Origin of the sequence: Goodfellowiella coeruleoviolacea (assembly GCF_024171785.1) — a bacterium.
Classification (GTDB): domain Bacteria; phylum Actinomycetota; class Actinomycetes; order Mycobacteriales; family Pseudonocardiaceae; genus Goodfellowiella; species Goodfellowiella coeruleoviolacea.
The window spans coordinates 306,087-320,844 of record NZ_JAMTCK010000005.1 but is presented as its reverse complement, the minus strand read 5'-3'; the positions used below and the strand labels follow the sequence as shown (position 1 = coordinate 320,844).

The 14,758-nt window shown below is 73.1% G+C and carries 12 protein-coding genes; 2 read left to right on the top strand and 10 right to left on the bottom strand.

Annotated features, from left to right (window positions below):
* Positions 1-62: 62 nt before the first annotated feature.
* Positions 63-1,094, bottom strand: a complete 1,032-nt coding sequence (locus tag LX83_RS12985; protein WP_253770799.1) for a DMT family transporter — start codon at positions 1,092-1,094, stop codon at positions 63-65.
* Positions 1,095-1,371: 277 nt separating this feature from the next.
* On the opposite strand from LX83_RS12985, the gene LX83_RS38400 reads away from it, so the two are divergent.
* Positions 1,372-5,667 carry a glycohydrolase toxin TNT-related protein gene (locus tag LX83_RS38400; protein ID WP_407649541.1) on the top strand — a complete coding sequence of 1,432 codons (4,296 nt, stop codon included), beginning with the start codon at positions 1,372-1,374 and terminating at the stop codon, positions 5,665-5,667.
* 49 nt (positions 5,668-5,716) lie between these two features.
* Here the strand turns inward: LX83_RS38400 and LX83_RS12970 are convergent, their stop codons facing one another.
* The gene (locus LX83_RS12970) at positions 5,717-6,301 is read right to left on the bottom strand and encodes a pentapeptide repeat-containing protein (RefSeq protein ID WP_253771167.1); all 585 of its coding nucleotides are present in this window, start codon (positions 6,299-6,301) and stop codon (positions 5,717-5,719) included.
* Between the two features lie 118 nt (positions 6,302-6,419).
* Positions 6,420-7,280 carry an NAD(P)H-binding protein gene (locus LX83_RS12965; RefSeq protein WP_253770797.1) on the bottom strand — a complete coding sequence of 287 codons (861 nt, stop codon included), beginning with the start codon at positions 7,278-7,280 and terminating at the stop codon, positions 6,420-6,422.
* Between the two features lie 105 nt (positions 7,281-7,385).
* Here LX83_RS12965 and LX83_RS12960 point away from each other — a divergent pair, with 105 nt between their 5' ends.
* The gene (locus tag LX83_RS12960; protein ID WP_308203961.1) at positions 7,386-7,835 is read left to right on the top strand and encodes a winged helix-turn-helix transcriptional regulator; all 450 of its coding nucleotides are present in this window, start codon (positions 7,386-7,388) and stop codon (positions 7,833-7,835) included.
* Here the strand turns inward: LX83_RS12960 and LX83_RS12955 are convergent.
* The 7 genes from LX83_RS12955 to LX83_RS12925 all read right to left on the bottom strand — a co-directional run bounded on the left by LX83_RS12955 (position 7,799) and on the right by LX83_RS12925 (position 14,535).
* Positions 7,799-8,530, bottom strand: coding sequence for an ABC transporter permease (locus LX83_RS12955; RefSeq protein ID WP_253770795.1), 732 nt, complete (start codon positions 8,528-8,530; stop codon positions 7,799-7,801). The two genes, LX83_RS12960 and LX83_RS12955, sit on opposite strands and share 37 nt — an antisense overlap.
* A gap of 1 nt (position 8,531) precedes the next feature.
* Positions 8,532-9,257: an ABC transporter permease gene (locus LX83_RS12950; RefSeq protein WP_253770793.1), complete on the bottom strand. Its 726-nt coding sequence runs from the start codon at positions 9,255-9,257 to the stop codon at positions 8,532-8,534.
* Positions 9,254-10,138 (bottom strand): ABC transporter ATP-binding protein, encoded by an 885-nt coding sequence (locus LX83_RS12945; protein ID WP_253770790.1) that lies wholly within the window; start codon positions 10,136-10,138, stop codon positions 9,254-9,256. The genes LX83_RS12950 and LX83_RS12945 overlap by 4 nt, the downstream gene beginning before the upstream one ends.
* Positions 10,135-10,770, bottom strand: a complete 636-nt coding sequence (locus tag LX83_RS12940; protein WP_253770788.1) for a TetR/AcrR family transcriptional regulator — start codon at positions 10,768-10,770, stop codon at positions 10,135-10,137. The genes LX83_RS12945 and LX83_RS12940 overlap by 4 nt, the downstream gene beginning before the upstream one ends.
* A 284-nt stretch (positions 10,771-11,054) precedes the next feature.
* Positions 11,055-12,260 (bottom strand): polysaccharide deacetylase family protein, encoded by a 1,206-nt coding sequence (locus tag LX83_RS12935; RefSeq protein ID WP_253770786.1) that lies wholly within the window; start codon positions 12,258-12,260, stop codon positions 11,055-11,057.
* A 65-nt stretch (positions 12,261-12,325) separates the two neighbouring features.
* Positions 12,326-13,111, bottom strand: a complete 786-nt coding sequence (locus tag LX83_RS12930) for a class F sortase (protein WP_253770784.1) — start codon at positions 13,109-13,111, stop codon at positions 12,326-12,328.
* Positions 13,108-14,535 (bottom strand): hypothetical protein, encoded by a 1,428-nt coding sequence (locus tag LX83_RS12925; RefSeq protein WP_253770782.1) that lies wholly within the window; start codon positions 14,533-14,535, stop codon positions 13,108-13,110. The genes LX83_RS12930 and LX83_RS12925 overlap by 4 nt, the downstream gene beginning before the upstream one ends.
* Positions 14,536-14,758: the final 223 nt, after the last annotated feature.

Here is a 14,758-nt window from a genome sequence, read left to right as displayed (position 1 = left end):
GCTGGCGCGGTTCCCCTCCGCGCCGATCCCCGCTGGCGCCGATCCCCCGGACGGGCATCCCCTCACGCCGACGCACCGCGGCTCGCCGAGCGCCGTCGACGGCTGGGCAGGGCCGCCACGGCCGCGGCGATCAGCGTGACCACCGTTCCGGCCACGCCCGCCGCGCTGATCCGGCCCCCGTCGGTGGGTGCGACCAGGTCCAGCAGCACGGCGCCGAGCAGCTGACCGGCCACCGAGGTGAGCCCGAGCAGCAGCACGCCGATCAGCCGCACCGCCACCACGGCCGTGCCGATGGCCACGATGCCCAGGGTGCCGCCCACGTACAGCCACCACTGCTGCGGCGCGCTGGTCGGCCAGCCCCGCACCAGCACGTCCACCGCGCACACCAGCAGCAGCGCCGCCGTGCCGGTGGTGAAGTTCACCAGGGTGGCGACCATGGTGTGGTCCGAGGCGACCCGCACCCGCCCGTTGACCGCCTGCTGCCAGGCCAGGCCGAGGCCGGCCAGCGCGGGCAGCGCCGCCCACCACAGCTGGTCGGGGTGGCCGAACTCGTCGGACACCGCGACCACCACCGCGACCAGCCCCAGCACCGCGCCGATCACCCGGGGCCGGGTCAGCGGCTGCGGGCCGGCCGGGCCGAAGCCGGCGCGGTCCACGGCCAGGCTGCTGATCACCTGCCCGCCCACCACGGCCACGGTGAACACGGCCACACCCAGCAGCGACACGGTCAGCCCCTGCGTGGTCACCAGGTAGGCGCCGCACATCCCGCCGAGGCACTGCCACCAGCGCAGCCGCCCGGCGCGCAGCGCGGCCAGCAGCCGGGCGAGGCCGCGCCGGCCAGCGGCCGTGGTGGGCACGGTGGCCAGCAGCAGCACCAGGCCGACGCCGAAGGAGATCAGCGCGGCCACCATGCCGTCGTGCAGGCTCGCGCCGAGCTGGCCGTTGATCCGCCCCTGCACGGCGATGGCGAGCCCGCCCAGCGCGGCCAGGCCGGCGCCGACCACCCGCTGGGCCGGGCTGGTGCCGTGGTCGGGGTGGCCGGTGGGTCGGACAGGGGGTGCCGGCTGACGCGACGCGGCGGTGCTTGGGGTCACGTGCACCCATCCTCCGGCAGCACGCCGCGTGCGACGAACCGGACGGACCGTCACCGGGAGGCGTCGCGTTGGGCTTTGTGTCCGGTTCGGCTCGACCGAATGCCGTGTTGACCAAAGGTGTGAAAGGGTGTCGCCCGAACAGATGAATAGCGGATCATGAAAGCTCGATCGCGGCTCGCGCTTTCGCTGTTGGGTGAGTTCCGGTAGGAGTGATGTGATCTGCTAGCCAGATGGGTGGGCATGTCCGCCCGGTCCCCGGCGAGAGAAGATGTTCCCCGTGTCTCAGCCCACTCCGCTGAATCCGACAGAGCAGGACGCCCTGGTCAAGCAGATCGGCTTGACCCTGATGCGCGCGGCTCCCGAGGACTGGCACCGCGTCATGGCCGAGTACCGGGCGACCGGGCGTTACTTCGAGCTGTCCGCCGAGGTGCAGCTGGAGGACGGCTCGGTGCACGGCTGGACCGCTCCGCAGGAGGCCGCGTCGCTGTTCGCCAGGCTGCGCGCCGGCATGTACCGGGAGGGGCGCGGGTCCTGGTTCAACGCGCGCTACCAACTCGACCGCCCCTCCAGCTACAACCTGGAGTTCGACCGGGAGGAGCCGCACTGGCAGTCCCCGCCGCCGCCCCAGGCGTACGGCGATGAGCTGCGGTTCTTCCCGCGTACCGAGGACAACGTCCCGGAGTGGCTGCGACACCGGCTCGCCAGCACCAGGAGCGAGCCGCAACGACACGACGCGCCGCGGCCCGACCCGTACCGGCCGGACCCGGCACCGCGCCCGGCCGAGCGCAACCAGCCGCCGGTGTTCCGCAACGCCCGGGTCTTCGACGGCGCCGGGATGAGCGGGCGCCCCACGGTGAACCGCCCGCCGGTGCCGGACCGCGACTACGACGCGCTGCTGCGCTACCTGGACGAGGCACCGGTGGTGATGGCCGGTCGCGGCTACGACCCCGACCTGCTCGCCCCGGACAACCCCGAGCTGGTGCCGGTGGCCTTCCAGACCGACGGCACCTGGATCTGGCCCGCGGCCGTCGGTTTCTACCTGCGCCGCTACGGCGTGCCGCCCGAGCTGGACCTGGTCGAGCACGTCCGGGCGCACGACTTCCGGCTGCCCGAGGTGGACGAGGAGGTGCGGATGGCCGCGGCGGTCAGCCTCGGCCGGCCACCCGCGCCCCGGGCCACCCCGCTGCCCAGGCCACTGGACGAGCTGCCGCAGTACGGCGGCGGGCCCGAGCCGGCCGCCGGCTCGGCCACCGAGTTGCTGGCCGCGCCCGACCCGGAGCTGCTCGACCCGCCGCCCACCACCCGGGTGTCGGGCCGGCCGCCGGCGGACGCGGGCGCCACGGCCGTGGTCGACCTGGCCGCGCTGGAACAGCGGGAGGAGTCCCGGCGGGCCGAGCCGGCCGGCCGGGCCGGCGCCGACCCCAGGCAGGCGGGCGCTGACCGGGGGCCGGACCACCGCAAGCGCCGGTACGACCAGCGCGCGTTCCGCGAGCCCAGTCCCCCGGTGGACCTGTTCACCCCGCAGCAGTACGACGAGGCCCAGCCAGCACCGGCCGAGCCGCCGGCCGACGCGTTCGTGCCCCCGGCGGGCGTCCCCGGCGCCGGTCCGGAACCGCGTGCCGTGCCGGAGCGCCCGGACCGGGACACCCGCGACGCCCCGGCCCGGGACCACGACGCGCTGGACCCGGTCGCCGAGGATCGGGAGGTGCCCGGCCAGGACGGACCAGCACCGGACCGGTCGGACCGCCCGGACCGCTCGGACCGGGTCCGGTCGGACCGGGACCGGGACCGTGAGCGGGACCGGGACCGCCGGGCGGACCAGGACTGGCCGGGGCGGAGCGAGGTCGACCGGGGAGAGCCGATCCTCGACGTGGCCGAGCCGCCGGTGGCGCCACCACCGCCCGCCCGGGAGCGGTTCGAGCCGGACTTCGAGCGCACCACGGCCGTGCCGCCGCGCGCCGCGTTCGTTCCCCCGGGGGAGACCGACGCGCTGGCCAGCACGCCGACCGAGATCAACATGCCGGCGGTGCCCGACCCCACCGAGACGGCCGAGGACCGGCGGGAGGACGCGCACCACGGTGCGGACCCGCGCCACGACCCGCACCACGGGGAGGACCCCCGGCGCGCTGACGACGCGGGCCGGATCGCCGACGACGACGCCGACCAGGACGACCGGCTCGACGTGGACAACGCCCAGGCGCTCACCGACTGGACCCTGGAGCGGATCCCGGACGCGCCGGTGGACTACGACGGCGACGACCGGGACCGCCGCGGCCGGGACGACCGGGACTACGACGACGGGAACTACGACGACCGGGGCTACGGCGACCAGGACCACGACGACCGCGCTCGGGACGACCGGGACCGGGACCACCGGGACCACCAGGACGACCGCGCTGGCCGGGACCGGGACCTCGCCGAGCGCGACCTGGTGGACCACGACCTGGTGGACCACGACCACGACCACGGCCGGGACCGGGACCACGGCCGGGACCGGGAGCACGAGCGGGACCGGCGGGACGACCACGACACCGAGGGCGTCACCCAGCAGTTGATCCTGCCCGACCTGGAGTCGGAACTGGTCGACTACGAACTCGCTGATTACGCCGGGACCGACCAGCGCACGCCCGAACCGCCGGCTCGACACGGCTCGGTCCGGCGGTCGCAGATCGAGCCGGAACCGGCCGAGTACGAGCTGGCCAGTCACGAGTCGGCCGGGCCGCGCGCGGTCGACCGCGAGTTTGTCGAGCCGGAATCGGTCGACCGCAAGGCATTCGACCAGGAACGGTTTGACCAGGAGCCGTTCGATCCGGAGTCCTTCGAACGCGAGTTGTTCGACCGGGACCAGGCTGACCAGCACGGATTCGACCGGGAACCGGGTGGGCGGGAGCCGCGCGACCGGGGGCGCCCGGATCGGGAGCCGGCGGCGGCGCAGCGCTTCGGCGCCGAGTCGTTCGACGAGCCGGAATTCGGTTCGGACGGTTTTTCCGCCAAGGAGTTCGAACCGGCCGAGTTCGCCGAGAAGGAATTCGGTGCCGAGAAGTTCGACGCCGAAGAATTCGATTCCGAGGAATTCGGCGCCGACGAGTTCAGGGCGAACGAATTCGACGCGCAGGATTTCGACGGTGGCACCCGCGCCGCCGAGAAGTTCGACGCCGGGGAATTCGCGGCCGGGCAGCCGGCGGACGAGCGGTTCGAGGCGGACCGCTTCACCGACGCCGACCGGTTCGAGGCCGACCGGTACGCCGGGGGACCGGCGGAACCGGGCGGTGAGCCGGACGCGGTCGCCCGGCCGGCGGCCGAACCGGAGCCGCGCCCCCGCCCGCGCGGGGTGGACGAGGAACGCGAGCTGTTCAACCTGCGTCGGGTGCTGGACGAGTTGGAGGTGCCGCCGGCCGCCTACCGGTTCGGGGAGCCGGCCGAGGGGACCTGGTGCCTGCGCGCGGCCGGAAACCGGTGGGAGGTCGCCTGGTACGAGCCGGAGCCGGTCAACCCGGTCGGCTTCGACCGGATCGACGACGCGGCCGCGTACCTGATCGGCAAGCTGATCCTGACCGTGCCGCGCGGCCGGGGCGGTGCCCACCCCCAGCCCGTCGAGCACCGGCCCGTCGAGCACCGGCCGGCTGACCAGGCAGCACCCGACCAGCACCGGAGTGACCAGCACCGGGGTGACCAGCACCCGGGCGGTGAGGCCGACCAGCGGCCGGCCGCGCCCGCGACCACCATGCCCATGCCGGTGGCGGCCGGCCCGGTCCGACCGCGCCCGGCCGAGCCGGTGGGTGGGCGCGACCCCGAGCCGGTGGGCGGGCACGACGGTGAGCCGGTGGGGCGGCGCGATGCCGCGGACCCGCGCCCCGACGAGCCCGTTGGCCGGCGCGAGGATCCGGGCGTCGGGCCCACCGAGGCGCTGCCCCGGCGCCCCGGCCCGGGCAAGCCGGGCACGCCCCCGCCGGCTCGGCCGGCCGAACCGGCCGCCGACGCCACCCTGCTGATGAAGCCGGCCACGCCACCGCCGGTGGCCCGGCCGACCGAGCCAGCGCCGAAGCCCGCGCCCCGACCGGCCGAAGCGGCTGGTGCCCGCGCTGGTGACCCGGCCAAGGCCCGGCCGGCCGAGCCGGTCGAGGCACGCCAGGCCGGGGCGGGCGCGGCCAACAGGTCGACCCGGGCAGGTGGCGGCCGCCCGTCCGGCGGCGAGGGCGGCAAGTCCAAGCAGGCCAGCTGGCCGATCCAGCCGCTGCCGGGTGAGCCGCCGCTGACCCTGTTCCGGCACAAGCGGATGGTGGAGCTGCCCGCGGGCGCCGAGGTCGACCGGTTCGGCCAGCCCGACGGCAACCTCACCTACCTGGCCGGCACCCTGTTCGAGCAGCGCTCCCTGGTGCCGTCGTGGGTGAACCGCCCGTACCGGCTGTACAAGCTGCGTCGGCCGCTGGAGGTGCTGACCGGGGTGGCCGTGCCCTGGTTCGACCAGCCCGGCGGCGGCACCGCGTACCTGCTGCCCAAGTCCATCGAGGACCTGTTGGCCGAGGGCGCGCTGACCGAGCTGCCCGCCGACCACCCGCCCGTCTCGGGCTGACCGCCGCTGCGGGGCCACCGGCGAACCGCGTGGCCCCGCAGCGCCGGTGTCAGTCCACGACCAGGCCGTGCGCCGCGGCAAAGGCCACGGCCGTGTCCAGGTCGACCCGGGCGCCGGCGAGCTTGGCCTGCACCAGGCCGTTGGCGTCGATCCGGGCGCCGCGCAGGTCGGCGTCGGCCAGTTTCGCGCCGAGCAGCCGCGCCCCGAACAGGTCGGCTTCCCGCAGGTCGCTGCCGCGCAGGTCGGCGTCGGTGAGGTTGGCCTCGCGCAGCCGCAGCCCGGTCAGGCTGAGTTCGCGCAGGTCCACCCCGCTCAGGCCGACCAGGGTGAGATCGGTTTCGCGCAGGGTCACCGGTCGCAGCCGGCACTCGACGAACGTGGACCCGAGCAGGCTGGCGCCGGTGAACCGGCTGCCGGACAGCGTGGTCCGGTAGAACGTGCACGAGCGGAACGCGGTCAGCTCGTGCTGGGAATCGCCCAGGTCAGCGCGGGTGAAGTCGCAGTTGGTGAAGGTGCAGCCCCGGGTGCGCAGGCCGCGCAGGTCGGCCTCGGTGAAGTCGCAGTGCTCGAACGACCGGCGTTCCCACCGGCTGCCGGCCAGCACCGCGTCGGAGAAGTCCTCGCCCACCGTCACCTCGCCGGGCTGGTCCACGTCCGGCGGTGGTGTTCGCGCATGGGGATCGGACTGCTCGACTCCGCGCTCACTGTTCGGGTCCACCCGCCGAGCCTTTCACGCCGGCCGCCGCGGCCGGTCAGCGGAAGTCGTCGACGTGGTCGGCCACCCACTCGCGGAACGTGCGCGCCGGGGTGCCGGTGACCCGTGCCACGGTGTCCGTGCCCGGCCACGGGTTGTCGACCATGCCGGCGTAGCCGTCGACCAGCAGCGACACCAGCGGCCGGGGCAGCCCGGGGAACATCTGCTCGCGCGCGTCCGCCGGGCTGAGATCCACCCAGTCCACCCGCCGGCCCAGCGCCTCGCCGATGATCCGCACCTGGTCGCGCAGGCTCACCAGGTCCGGCCCGGTGAGCAGGTACTTCTGGCCGACGTGGGTGTCCTCGACCAGTGCCCGCACGGCCACCGCCGCGATGTCGTGCTCGTGGATCAGCGTCATCCGGGCGTCGCCGTGGGTGCCCCGCACCGCGCCGGCGCGGATCTCCGGCGCCCACCACAGGGTGTTGGTGGCGAACGCCAGCGGGCGCAGGAACGTCCACTCCAGACCGGAGCGCTCGATCGGCGCCTCCAGTTCGGCGTGCCGCCGACCGATCGGGTGGGTCTGCTCGGCGGGGGGCACGCCGTCCCGCACCGCGCCCGAGGACAGCAGCACGACCCGCCTGACCTGCCCGGCGAGCGCGGCCACCACGTCGGCGGCGGTCTCGGTGCGCTCGGACGGCCACATCAGGAACACCCGGTCCACGCCGGCCAGGTGCGCGGCCAGCGCGGCCGGATCGGACTGCACCCCGCGCACCACGTCCACGCCGGCGGGCAGGCCGGCCGAGTCCGGGTCGCGGGTCAGCGCGCGCACCGGAACGCCCGCCGCCACCAGTTGGGACACCACCTGCCGGCCCACGTTGCCGGTCGCGCCGGTCACCAGCACCACGTTGTCAGCTGTCATGCCGGTGAACCTAGGGCCTGGGCTTTCAAAAAGTAAGCCCATACCTCTGGGTAAGCTCCAGGTGTGGACGTTGGACACCAGGTGACGCCGTCTCCCCTCGACCCGATGAGTGACCCGTTCAACACGGACTGTCCGGGCCGCGCCGTGCTCAACCACGTGACCAGCCGGTGGGGCACGCTGGTGCTGGCCGCGCTGTGGGACGGGCCGCTGCGCTTCCACGTGCTGCGCGACCGGATCGGCGGCATCAGCGAGAAGATGCTGTCGCAGACCCTGCGCGTGCTCACCAGGGACGGCCTGCTCGACCGCGTGGTCGAGCCGACCAGGCCACCCCAGGTCTCCTACGAACTCACCGCCATCGGCCGGGAGGTGGCCGAGCGGCTGACCGGCCTGGTGGACTGGATCCGGCTGCGGATGGGCGACATCCTCGCCGCCCAGCAGCGCCACGACCGCGCGTCCGGCACTCCGCCCCTGCCCGAACAGGCCGAGCCGGTGGACCGGGCCGCGCCGGTCGGCCAGGCTCACACCCGTCGCGCGAACCGCCGGTACAGCGGGTAGGCCAGCGCCAGGTTGTGCAGCACGCCCACCAGCGCCACCGGCCACCACGTGCCGCCCGCGCAGACCAGCCAGAACGCCTTGGCCGGCCAGAACGTGGGGATCAGGCCGAACCACCACTGCCAGGCGCTGTCCAGGAAGTAGGGGATCAGCGGCAGCCCGGCCACCAGGATGCCCAGCGCCCGCACCACGGCCAGCCCCTCCACCTTGTTGCCGGCGAAGGCCAGCAGCACCAGGATGACCAGCAGTCCGGACGGGCCGGTTGCCAGTCCGATCGCCACCAGTTCCGGCCACCGCTGTGCCGGGAACAGCCCGCTGGCGCCGATGGTGACCACCGTGTAGACCGCCGTGAGCACCAGGGCCAGGCCGGCGCGGTAGACCACGAAGGACCGCAGCGGCACCGGGCTGACCCGCAGCGCGGTCAGCGTGCCGGCGTCGCGCTCGTCCAACACCAGGAACGACACCAGCGCGCCCACCACGATGGGGCTGGTGAGCAGCAGGAACGCGGTCAGGATCAGTGGGTGGTACCGGGTCAGGTCGACGCCGTACCGGTCGGCCAGCAGGTCACCGGCCGCGGGCGTGCCGAACCGGACCAGGGCGATCCACCCGGCCGGCGCCAGCAGCAGCCCGAACATCAGCGGCTCCCGCCCGATGCCGCGCAGGTCGTTGCGGCCGAAGGCGCGCAGGGCACCGGCCATGTCAGGCACCTCCCCGGCGACCGACCACGTGCCGGTCGAACATCCGGCCGGCCAGCCAGGCCAGCGCGGTCAGGAACACCAGTGGGTAGGCGATGCCGTAGACCAGCTCCCACCACGGCATCGAGCGCTGGCCGAAGGCCGCGCCGAGGAACGCCAGCGGGCCCTGGGTGGGCACCAGGTAGAGCAGCCAGGACGGCCACAGCCCGGAGAAGTGCAGCACCGGGGCGGTGAGCAGCGCCAGCGGCAGCATCGCCGGCAGGTACCAGTCGCTGATCGACTGGAACGGCAGTGCGGTGACAAAGCTGACCAGCAACATCAGCAGTGTGCCCAGCACCGCGCCGAGCAGCAGGTAACCCAGGTGGTAGTGGGTGCCAGCGGAGATCGTGGCGACCAGCACCGCCAGCGACACCGACAGCGCGGTCAGCACGGCCAGCTTGCTGGCCAGGTACTCGGCAAAGCGCAGCGGGGTGGCCACCAGCGCGTGCAGCGTGCCCTCGCCCTTCTCGAAGAACACCGAGCCGGACACGAAGAAGTAGCCGACGACGGCCAGGTCACCGAGCATGACGTACGGCTCGACGACGCGGCGGGTGACCGACGGCATCGGCAGCAGCATGGCCAGCCAGAGCAGTCCGGAGAACACGGCCGCGTGCGGGAACCGGTACCGCAGCTGGGTGAGCAGCTCCAGCCGGAGCAGCACGCCCAGCCGGCCCGGATGGCTGGCGCTCACCGGAGCACCTGCCCGGTGGTGCGGACGAACACGTCGTCCAGGGTGGCCTCACCGCTGTGCAGGGTCTCCACCCGTCGGCTGCGCAGCACCTGGTGGAATCCGGCGTCGTCGGCCAGCCCGTCCAGGGCGAAGTCCTGGCCGACCAGTTGGCCGCCGGCGTCCCGGTACTCCACCCGCACCTGCCGGCGGCTCTGCGCGATCCGCAGTTCCTGCGGGGAGTCGAGTGCGGCGATCCGGCCGTCCACCACGAACGCGACCCGGTCGCACAGCTCGTCCGCGGTGGCCATGTCGTGGGTGGTGAGGAAGACGGTGGTGCCGCGTGCCTTCAGCGCCAGCACGATGTCCTTGACCCGCCGGGCGTTGGTCGGGTCCAGGCCGGACGTGGGTTCGTCCAGGAACAACAGGTCGGGGTGGTGCAGCAGGGCGCGCACGAACACCAGCCGCATCCGCATGCCCTTGGAGAACCGGCCCACCCTGGTGTTGGCGTGCTCGGCCAGGCCGACCGAGTCCAGCAGCTCCATGGGGTCGGCGGTGGGCCGGTCGTACAGGGACGCGAAGAAGCGCAGGTTCTCCAGCGCGGTCAGCTTCTGGTAGTGGTTGGGCAGCTCGAAGGACACGCCCACCCGCTGGTAGTAGTCCGATCCCCAGTCAGCCGGCTCCCGCCCCCACACGGCGACGCGTCCGCCGTGCCCGGTGAGCAGGCCGATCAGGATCTTCTGCGTGGTGGACTTGCCGGCGCCGCTGGGCCCGAGGAACCCGAAGACCTCGCCCCGCCCCACGGTGAAGTCCATTCCGCGCACGGCCTGCGCCACCCCGCCCGGGTAGGTGAACGTCAACCCCGCCACCTCGATCACCGGGTCGGTGTCCCGCGTGCTGGTCATAACCCTGGTTCCCCTTCGTTGGTCAGGTTCTCGGCGCTGGTCAGGCCGATGGCCACGGTGTCGATGAGCAGGTCGACCACCGCCGGGTAGTCGGCCGGGTCGAACTGGTCGGCGTGCAGCGGCAGCAGCAGCACCGCCCGCAACACCCCGAGCAGCACGGCCGGATCAGTCCCGGGCAGCTCGCCGCGCTGCTGGGCCGCGGTCAGGAACTCGGTGATCGGCGTGGTGATCGGCTGGTTGACCTCGGCCAGCCGCTCTGGCGGCAGGCGCCGGCTGACCGCCGCCAGCTCGTCGGGGTGGGTCACCAGCCGGCGGTAGAACGGGTTGGTGTGCAGCACGTCGATGGCGCCGCGCAGGAACCCGCGGAGGGCGTCGGCCGTGCTGGCGGCCTCGCCCAGGGCCCGCAGCAGGCGCGCCTGGAGTTCGGGCGCCTGGCGCAGCATCAACTCCAGGTACAGCGCCTCCTTGCTGTCGAAGAACGCGTAGAAGCTGCTCTTGGCGATGCCAGCGGCACTGGTCAACTCCTCCAGCGCGGTCTTGCGCAGGCCCTGCGTGGTGAACAGCCGCTCGCCGGCCGCCAGCAGCTGCTCGGTGATCCGCTGTCGCTCCTGCTGGGTGAAGCCTGCCGGCACGAACCCACCTCCCTGTGTCCGTATGAACAATTCGGTTTTTTGTTCATACGCTGACCCTAGGCCGCCCCGACCGCTCCGGCAACGGATCTTGACGCGTTCCTGACGGCCCCGCTCCTGCGCGCACCGATCCTGACGGCACTGGGGCAGCCGGCACCGACCGGTGGGTGGCTCCTGCTGGGTTCTCGACCAGGCCGACTTCGTGGTGCCCACCACGGGACTGCGCGCCGGCGACTTCGGCGGCGCGCTGGCCCCGCCCAACGGCTGGTGACGCGCGCTGGACGGACTCAGTTCATGGCCGCGGGCATGTTCCGGAACTCCTGGAGCACGGCCGGGTCCTGCAGCTGCATCCACTGCATGACCTCGGTGTAGGTCGCGCACACCGTGTCGGTCTTGACGCACACCTCGCCCATGAACCGCTCGACCGCGTCACCGAACGCGCCACCCGCCCACTCGTTGAAGTGGTTGCCGATGACCAGCGGCGCGCGGTTGCCGTTGAACGTCTCGTTGTAGACCGAGCGGTAGGTGTCCAGGGTGATCTGGCTGAACTCGGCCTTGCGCTCCGGCTGCTCCTGGGCGCCGTTGAGCGCGTACCAGAGGTTGAAGTCCATCATCACGACCTTGCTGTTCAGCGCCGGGATGCGCACCTCGGGCATGGCGAACTCCCACACGCCCTGCTTCACCTTGGGCCACTGCACGCCGAGGGTGACCTGGCTGGTGTCGTAGACCAGGCCGTGTTGCAGCATCGCCGGGAACAGCTGGTCCTGCTTGTGCTCCAGGCACGGCGTCCGGCCACCCCGGATGGTGGTCGGGTCCAGCCGCAGCCCCAGCTGCCTGCCGACCTCCACGAACTTGTTGAACTGGTCCATCTCCGAGTTCCAGTCCTGTGTGGACCAGAAGCCCACACTGGGTTCCGCGCCCTGGCAGAAGTGCCCGTTGTAGTGGGTGCCGATCTCGTGTCCGTCCGCGATGGCCTGGTTGAAGTAGCCGATCCGGTTGACCACTTCCTGTCGGGTGCCGCCGAAGGTGATCTCGGCGGAGCCCCGGGGATGACCGGGACCGGTGTACTCGTTCTTGCGCGAGTTCTCCAGCAGGTAGATCCCGGACAGCAGCGCGGTCACGTGCGCGCCCGACCGCTTGGCCAGCGGCAGCACCCGCGCCCAGTGTGCGGTGGAACCCGCGCCGTCAAAGGAGAACAGCACGAACTGCGGGGGCTTCTCACCCGGGTTGAGCTTGCGCATCCAGCTCGGCGCGGTGGCCGGGTCGGCCGGCGGCACCACGGGCGTGGACTCGGGGGTGGCGCTGGTGCCCGCCGTGGCCACCGGCTGCCAGGGGCCGGGACTGGGCGTGCTGCTCAGCGTCACCGGGTCGGTGTCGGATTCGGTGCCGCCCAACACGGTGAGCAGCACCAGGACCAACGCCAGAGCGGTCGCGGTGGACAGCCAGGCCCACATGTTCTTCGAGCCCGAGAAGGGGCCGCGGCGCTGAGTCATGATCTCCCGTTCCTTGGTTGCCCTACCTCAGGAACAGGACGACTCAGCGCCGCGCCAGGTTGCCGTCAACTTCGCGGGGTCGCGATGACCACGCGGTTCTCGTCGTAGCCGAGCTGACCGCCCACCCACCGGCCACCGCAGGTGACCAGCACCACGCGGTGCGGGCCGCGCGGGCCGAACAGCTCGACCGCGCGGCTGGGCAGCTCGTCCTTGTGCAGGGTGATGATCTCGGAGACGACGAACTGGTACTCGTGGCCCTGCTCGTCGATGACCGAGACCGGGGTGCCCGCCTCGGCGTCCCACAGCTCGGCGAACGGCCCGGTGACGCCCTTCCAGTTCACGTGCCCGGCGAAGACCGTGGCGCCCTTCTTCGCGTCCAGCCCCACGCCCCACCAGGTGGCCTTGCCCACCCCGTCGGGCACCGGCAGGGTGCCGTCCGCGCCCACCTCCTGGCGCACCAGCTTGGCCGTGCCGCCCTGGGGCAGCCGGATGGTGCCCGGCCGCTGGCCGCCCTGCTGCTGGGCCGGCTGGTGCTGCGGCTGCCCGGCCTGCTGCTGGGGTGCCGGCTGGCCCTGCTGCTGGCCGTCCGGCGGGGCCGCCGGGGTGGCGCCGCCACCGGGCGAGTCGGTCACCTGGCCGCCGCTGAGGCTGTCGCCCAGCACGTCGGGCTGTTCCGTGCCGGGCAGCGCCAGCGCCGTGCCGGCGATGTGCTCGGTGCGGGTGGGCAACAGCACGGCCGTGCCCGCGGCGAACGCGAGCACGGCCGTCAGCACCGCGAACTGGGCGGCCCGGGCACGGTGCGGCCAGTGCCGCGGTGCCCGGGCGCGCCCGGTGGACGGTCTGGTTGTCAACGCCTGCTCCGCAGTCTGGACCGCACCAGCAGACCCGCCGTCGCCGAGCCGAGCAGCCCCAGGGCGCCCAGCGCGACCAGCCCGCCCGGCTCGACCCTGGTGATCACCGCGGCCGTGGCCACCGGCAGATCGGTCGAGTCGGTGCCGGCCGGGATGGTGCTCGGCACGGTGGGCTTGTTGGGCTTGTTCGTCAACGCCAACGCCAGGGTGTCGCCCGGGTTGACCGTGCCGCACACCGACGGGGGCGCGCTGGCGTCGTAGAACTCCTCGTAGCCCTCGGCCGGCGCGACCTCGACCAGGCAGATCTCCTGCGGGGTCTTCAGCTCGGGCACGGCCGCGGTGCCGTCCGCACCGGTCCGCACCACCAGTGGCTTGCCGTCCTCGCCGAGCAGCGGGGTGTCGTCCTGCTTGATCGCCGGGCTGGTCTTGTCCGCCGCGGTGACCCGCAGCGCCACCTCGGCGATCGCCTCGCTGGTCTCGGCGTCGGTCTTGGCCACCTTGACCTGGCCGGGCTTGGTGCGGGCGGTGGTGACGTCGCGCACCGTGATCTTCTTCTCGCCGCCGGTGGTGACCATGCGCTGGGTCTCACCGTCGGTGCTGGGCACGTGCACCACCGGCTTGTCCGCCGGGCTGTCCAGGGTGGCGACCACACTCGGGTTGGGCCCGGTCGGCACGATCGCCACGGTCAGCGGCCCACCGTCCGCGGGCGTGGTCACCGTGCCCGAGGTGGCGCCGCCCTCGGCGAACTCCGCGTCGGTCAGCTCCAGCGTGACCGGCACGCCGGCCAGGCCCTTGTTCGCCGCGTTGCGGACCTGGACGGTCCACTCGTCCTGCTCACCGATGAGCTGCGGCTCCTTCGGCGCGGTCAGCGTCGCGGTCCACGGGCCGTGGTTGGCCGTGGCGTCCGCGCGCAGCCGCTCCACCGCCTGCTTGGCGCTGTCCGGCAGGCGCTCGAAGTGGAACTGCTCGTTGTAGGCGATCTCCCGGAAGCCGAGGTTCGGGTCCAGCTTGGCCGGGTCGGTGCTGCCCGCCGTCCAGCTGTGCAGCAGGTGGGCCAGCGCGGCCGCCTCGTCGTCGGACTGCGTGTTGGTGTAGCGCAGCAGCAGGTAGGAGATGTCGGCGGCGACCTCGGGGGAGAGCGCGTCGCCCCACTTGGTGCGCAGCTCGTCGCCGTCCCGGTACTCCTCGTCGGTGTCGGGCTCCTTGTAGGCGAACTGCACGCACCACACCTGCTGGTTGTTCCAGACGTAGGAACCGAGCCAGTCCGGCTTGTCCTTGGGGTAGTTCAGGTAGGGCTGGGCCTCGGTCTCGTAGCCGTGTCCGGTCGCGAACGCGGCGCCCGCCGTGCCGGGCAGGCTGAGCAGGGCGGATCCCGCCAACACCGCCGTGCCCGCCGCGCCAGCGACCAGTCGTCTCAACCGCATGAGTTGTGACTCCTCAATTCAGTGCGTCTTGCCTGACGGCGGCTACTGGCTGGCTCGGTCTGGCGTTCCCCCGATGAACGCCGAAACCCGCCGGTCACCACGCACCCGCGACCGGCGGTGCCTGAAGCCAGCACCCGTGGCGAGCTTCGCTGGCGGGAAGTGTCCGGACAAGCCCCCAAGGGAAGGAACGGCACTAGCACCCTGGGTGCCTGCTGACCGGCGC

Bases quoted from the DNA above. Each gene is read 5' to 3' on its own strand.
- LX83_RS12945 (WP_253770790.1), bottom strand. From the start codon at position 10,138: ATGACCAGCACGCGGGACACCGACCCGGTGATCGAGGTGGCGGGGTTG.
- LX83_RS12955 (WP_253770795.1), bottom strand. From the start codon at position 8,530: ATGGCCGGTGCCCTGCGCGCCTTCGGCCGCAACGACCTGCGCGGCATC.
- LX83_RS12925 (WP_253770782.1), bottom strand. From the start codon at position 14,535: ATGCGGTTGAGACGACTGGTCGCTGGCGCGGCGGGCACGGCGGTGTTG.
- LX83_RS12935 (WP_253770786.1), bottom strand. From the start codon at position 12,260: ATGACTCAGCGCCGCGGCCCCTTCTCGGGCTCGAAGAACATGTGGGCC.
- LX83_RS12965 (WP_253770797.1), bottom strand. From the start codon at position 7,280: ATGACAGCTGACAACGTGGTGCTGGTGACCGGCGCGACCGGCAACGTG.
- LX83_RS12960 (WP_308203961.1), top strand. From the start codon at position 7,386: ATGAGTGACCCGTTCAACACGGACTGTCCGGGCCGCGCCGTGCTCAAC.